8 protein-coding genes are annotated in these 4,811 nt (G+C 41.4%); all 8 read left to right on the top strand.

Going from position 1 to position 4,811, the window contains the following annotated elements:
- Positions 1-143, top strand: a 143-nt coding sequence (locus Q7S57_04555; GenBank protein ID MDO8512519.1) for an ABC transporter permease, incomplete at its 5' end; no start/stop codon positions are given.
- 109 nt (positions 144-252) lie between these two features.
- Positions 253-696, top strand: a complete 444-nt coding sequence (locus tag Q7S57_04550; GenBank protein MDO8512518.1) for a hypothetical protein — start codon at positions 253-255, stop codon at positions 694-696.
- 67 nt (positions 697-763) lie between these two features.
- Positions 764-970 (top strand): hypothetical protein, encoded by a 207-nt coding sequence (locus tag Q7S57_04545; protein ID MDO8512517.1) that lies wholly within the window; start codon positions 764-766, stop codon positions 968-970.
- A gap of 388 nt (positions 971-1,358) precedes the next feature.
- Complete coding sequence (locus tag Q7S57_04540; protein ID MDO8512516.1) at positions 1,359-2,498, top strand: adenine-specific methyltransferase EcoRI family protein; 1,140 nt, start codon at positions 1,359-1,361, stop codon at positions 2,496-2,498.
- Positions 2,495-2,974: a hypothetical protein gene (locus tag Q7S57_04535; protein MDO8512515.1), complete on the top strand. Its 480-nt coding sequence runs from the start codon at positions 2,495-2,497 to the stop codon at positions 2,972-2,974. The genes Q7S57_04540 and Q7S57_04535 overlap by 4 nt, the downstream gene beginning before the upstream one ends.
- Before the next feature lie 9 nt (positions 2,975-2,983).
- Positions 2,984-4,156, top strand: a complete 1,173-nt coding sequence (locus Q7S57_04530) for a DUF262 domain-containing protein (protein MDO8512514.1) — start codon at positions 2,984-2,986, stop codon at positions 4,154-4,156.
- Between the two features lie 30 nt (positions 4,157-4,186).
- On the top strand, positions 4,187-4,366 hold the full coding sequence (locus tag Q7S57_04525; protein MDO8512513.1) for a hypothetical protein: 180 nt from the start codon (positions 4,187-4,189) through the stop codon (positions 4,364-4,366).
- The gene (locus Q7S57_04520) at positions 4,362-4,574 is read left to right on the top strand and encodes a type II toxin-antitoxin system PemK/MazF family toxin (GenBank protein MDO8512512.1); all 213 of its coding nucleotides are present in this window, start codon (positions 4,362-4,364) and stop codon (positions 4,572-4,574) included. Before Q7S57_04525 ends, Q7S57_04520 begins: the two co-directional genes overlap by 5 nt.
- The last annotated feature ends 237 nt before the right edge of the window (positions 4,575-4,811 follow it).

Below are 4,811 nucleotides of genomic sequence, written 5' to 3'. Positions count from 1 at the left end.
TCGCGGGTATTGCTACACAAGTTTCTTTTTCGTCAATCGCTTTGGCGTTCGGCGTATCCGCGGCCATTGGAATTATTTTCGGATATTATCCGGCGCGGCGCGCCGCTTCGTTGAATCCGATAGAAGCGTTGCGGTATGAATAAATAAATTCTAAATTCTAATTTCTAAATCCTAAACAAATTCAAAATTATTTATAAAATCGAAAAAATAATATACCAATAAACTTGAGAATATTGGTATATCAAAAAAAGTATGACGAATAACGTATGGTCAATAATTATCATAGTCGCGGTGGTGGTTGGCGGGGGAGCGTTTTACGGTGGTATGAAGTACGCGCAAAGCAGAGCGGCAGGGGGGCGCGGAAATTTTGCCAATCTTTCGCCCGAGGAACGCCAACAGCGGGTGCAGCAATTCGGCGCGAATGCCGGAGACGTTCGTTCGCGCCAAGGCGGCGGAGGATTTATCGCCGGAGAAATCATTTCCAAAGATGATAAGAGCGTTACGCTGAAACTTCAGGATGGCGGGTCAAAAATCGTATTCTTTTCTGATACGACCGAAATCGTAAAGTCCATATCGGGCGTTTCGGGCGACCTTGCAATCGGAAAAAATATTACCGTAAACGGTACTGCGAATTCAGACGGAAGCGTTACTGCCGGGATGATCCAATTGCGGCCATTGAGTTCAAGCGGACAATAGAACGGGACGCGGCCCCTGTTTTTAGGAGCCGTTTGTTGTATGCGTGTAATCGGGCTATACTTTATATATGGACGAACAATTAAAACATATTGAGGAGAAATTAAACGAGCTTGCGGCAAAGACGGATGCGGTTTTTCAATCTTCCGAAAAGATGCGGAAATATTTTTTGTGGACGCTGATTATTACGGCCGTCGTTGTTGTTCTGCCGCTTTTAGTTTTGCCGCTCGTGATTCCGGCGTTTCTCCAGTCGGTAGCGCTTCCCGCGGGGTTTTAGTGCCGTTTTAACTTAATTTTCAGTCTGTCTGTATGCATAGAGTCGTTCTGTGTAAGCAACGGTGCCGTAATCGAGAATAAGGGGGTTAAAACAGCACTCGCAGACACTCGCGGACTCTACGCAGAAAAACGCAGAAGGGATGAATATTAAGTTAATGGAGTACTAGAATTTTTGTTGTAGATGTTTTGAGCGCGGGGCTAAGTGGAAGAGAAAAATCCGACAAATACGGCTCAACGGCTCAACGGATTCCCCGTTGAGCCGTTTGTTTTGCTTGTCTTGAGCCGTGTCGAAGGAGCCTTTAAAATTGCGGGGGATTGTGGTATTTTGGAGTAGTTACAATAGTTATGGTCTACGGCGTGTTGGTGGCCGAATTGTTTAAATAAAGATTATGGCAAACAAAAATCTTACAAACGCAAAACGGGTAAAGAACGACGAATTTTATACCCAAAACAGCGATATTCAGAAAGAAATCGAGGCGTATTTGGAACATAGCCTTTATGTTTTCCGTGGCAATGTGGTGTATTGCAACTGTGACGACCCGTTCGAGAGCATTTTCTTTCGCTATTTAGTGCTCAATTTCAACAATCTTGGATTGAAGCAACTTATCACCACTAGCTACAAGCCATCGCCCGTAGCTAACACGCAACTTGGGTTATTTGGCGATGATAAAACGCTCACAAAATCAAAGGGCCGTCCCAAGATAACCGCTAACAAATTTATTATCAACGAGGTGAAGGATATAGACGGCAACGGCGAGTTCAACTTGAAAGACATTGCCAAGCAGTTGAAGGCAAACAAGAATAACGAATGGACACCACTACAAGGCGATGGTGACTTTCGTAGCGATGAATCTGTTGATCTGCTTAAACAATCTGACATCGTGGTAACAAATCCGCCGTTCAGTTTGTTTCGTGAGTATATTATGCAACTTGTTGATCGTGATAAAAAGTTTTTAATCATCGGCAGCCTAAACGCAATTACATACAAAGAAGTATTTCCATTACTTAAAGAAAATAAAGTTTGGTTGGGTAATAATTATAAAGTTAATGGTGGCGCGATGTTTTTTGAGATACCAGAAAAAATTGCCAATTTGGAGCAGGTTCGTGAAATTAAGACAAATGAAAGCGGTAATAAGGTTTATGTCACCCGAGTGCAAGGCATTCGTTGGTTTACTAATCTTGACCATGGCCGACGTCATCAACCACTACCACTCATGACCAAGGCGGAGGTGATTAAGTTCGTAACGAAAAAACCGTTTGAGAAGTATGACAATTACAACGCAATAGAAGTGTCGCTCGTAAAAAATATTCCGAGCGATTACAGCGGCACAATGGGGGTGCCAATGAGTATTTTTGATAAGTATTCCCCTGAACAATTCGAGATTTTGGGAAGTGATTATAATGTCAAAGAGGGGCTACTTCCAAAATTGGTTAATCAAAAATGGAAAGGTAAGTTAGATAGGGGTTATGTAAACAACAATAGACTTTTCACCAGAATATTTATTAAACATAAGAAAGTTGAAAAATGAATAAATATCTATTCCAACAAACGGCTAACTATTGGAATGATTGGGCTTGTCAATCAGTTAAACTAATCAGAGATTTTCTTGTTGACGAAACTGAAGATGAACCACGTCTCAGGTCATATTATATTTTACTTTCATATGCTTTTGAATTAATGCTCAAATCTAGATTGGTGGCAGTCACCAACATTACCGAAGACGAACTCATTAAAACATACGGACATAACATCAACAAAATATTACAGAAGCTGGAAGGTTTAAATGAATTAGGAAAAATCGGAATTAAAGTTTTGCCGAAAGAAGTAAAGTCACATATCTATAAAATCGAAACGACTGATAATAAAACATTTTATATCTATGATTTTACCAATATCAGATATTACCCAAAAAACTACAAAGATTCTTGGGACACAACAAGTATCATTCGTGACACGAGCAACATAATGTTAAGTATTTCAAATAAAATTCGTACATTGAAGTAAAAAAATAAAATGAAAACAATTTTAAAAACCGACATCACCGTAAAAGATATTTGCGATGGATTTGTCTATAACGAACTTGAGGGCAAGGGGTTGTTTGGCTTGTCAGGGAAATTGACTATTCAGCCGGAATATCAACGCAATTATATCTATGCGGAAGAAGGAAAAGAGGCCGCAGTTATTGAATCAATTCTAAAAGGGTATCCGCTTGGATTGATTTATTTCCATAAAGTTTCTGATGACGATTTGGAAGTTTTGGACGGGCAACAGCGCATCACCAGTGTTGGACGATTTATTACCGACAAATTCGCCGTCAAAGATGAAAACGGAATGGAGCAATATTTCGGCGGCATGGCAAAAGACAAGAAAGTAAAGATTTTGGAAACAAAACTCCTTATTTATGAATGTGAAGGCGAAGAAAGCGAGATAAAAGATTGGTTTAGAACCATCAACATTGCCGGAATCCCGCTGAGGAATCAGGAGTTGCTTAATTCCGTATATTCCGGACCATTCGTGACTCTAGCGAGAGAGGAATTTAGCAACCGTCAAAACTCTAACATTCAAAAATGGAGCGCGTATATATCGGGCAGTGTCAATAGACAGGATTTTTTGGAGCGGGCGTTAGAGTGGATAAGCAGTGCAAAGAAAACCAATATCGAAGGTTATATGAGCAGTCATCGAAAAGAAAAAAATATCACCGAACTAAAAAAATATTTCAACAGCGTGATTGATTGGGTTTCCGGCGTATTTGCCGATGTGGAAAGCGAAATGCGCGGGCTTGAATGGGGGCGACTGTACGAGGAGTATTACAAAAAGGTATATAACCCAGCCAAAGTATCAGCCGAGGTGCGTAAGCTCTATGGCGATCCGTACATCAAGAATCGCAAAGGCATTTTTGAATATATTCTCGGTGGCTCAGTTGATACGAAATTACTAGATGTCCGAATTTTTGATGAAGCGACCAAGAGATCTGTTTACGCGAAACAAACAAGTGAGGCAGAAACTAAAGAGAAATCAAACTGTTCTCATTGTGTCATCGGACATGACGCTAACAAAAGCAAGATTTGGAGTTTTGGCGAAATGGAAGCAGATCATGTATCAGCGTGGACTAAGGGTGGCGCGACCTCAGCCAAGAATTGCCAGATGTTGTGTAAAACCCACAATCGAGCAAAAGGAAATCGGTAAAGAATCGCATTTATAATAGGCGGGTGAATTATGGATAAAGATTTTAATCAGTGGAACGAGAAGAAAAAGAAATTGCATAATCGCAGTGATGCGCCGTTTTTTCATAAACGCGAAATGTGGTGGTGCTCTCTTGGGGCAAATATCGGATCTGAACAGGATGGTTCGGGCGAAGAATACTATCGCCCCGTACTTATTGTAACCGGTTATTAGCAAACAAACATGTCTCGTAATACCGCTTACGGCTTCAACTCGGCATCATCTAATGCGTCCTGCAGTTGGCGTGGTGGGAGATAAAGAAGCGCACGCGCTACTTTCACAGATACGGGTGATTGATGCAAAACGGCTGGTACGCAAGATCGGCTATCTCAACAAGGATATCTTTGAGCGTATACGAAAAGCCGTCAAAGACACGCTCTGACGGCTCTTCCTTTGTAGTTTGCCTCTTGCGAGGCGAGGCCGAAGCCACTTGTAAGATAAGTATAGCACATATAGTTATCCACAGTCAATACACGCAGGTAATGTGCAGACACATATGGCGGTTTTCTCCACAATGGAGAAATGGCTATATCTATGTCAAAAACAATCAAAGAAGAACGGCTCAGGTGGGTACTTCCGATTATCAACACAGAGGTCACATTGGTCGATGCGGCTCGGG

It is taken from the genome of bacterium, assembly GCA_030647555.1.
Lineage (GTDB): Bacteria > Patescibacteriota > Andersenbacteria > UBA10190 > CAIZMI01 > CAIZMI01.
This window is presented reverse-complemented; position numbering and strand designations above follow the sequence as displayed.

What these genes read in the sequence shown, in the direction of transcription:
- Q7S57_04535 (MDO8512515.1), top strand. Translation starts at nt 2,495, where the DNA reads ATGAATAAATATCTATTCCAACAAACGGCTAACTATTGGAATGATTGG.
- Q7S57_04525 (MDO8512513.1), top strand. Translation starts at nt 4,187, where the DNA reads ATGGATAAAGATTTTAATCAGTGGAACGAGAAGAAAAAGAAATTGCAT.
- Q7S57_04545 (MDO8512517.1), top strand. Translation starts at nt 764, where the DNA reads ATGGACGAACAATTAAAACATATTGAGGAGAAATTAAACGAGCTTGCG.
- Q7S57_04540 (MDO8512516.1), top strand. Translation starts at nt 1,359, where the DNA reads ATGGCAAACAAAAATCTTACAAACGCAAAACGGGTAAAGAACGACGAA.
- Q7S57_04550 (MDO8512518.1), top strand. Translation starts at nt 253, where the DNA reads ATGACGAATAACGTATGGTCAATAATTATCATAGTCGCGGTGGTGGTT.
- Q7S57_04530 (MDO8512514.1), top strand. Translation starts at nt 2,984, where the DNA reads ATGAAAACAATTTTAAAAACCGACATCACCGTAAAAGATATTTGCGAT.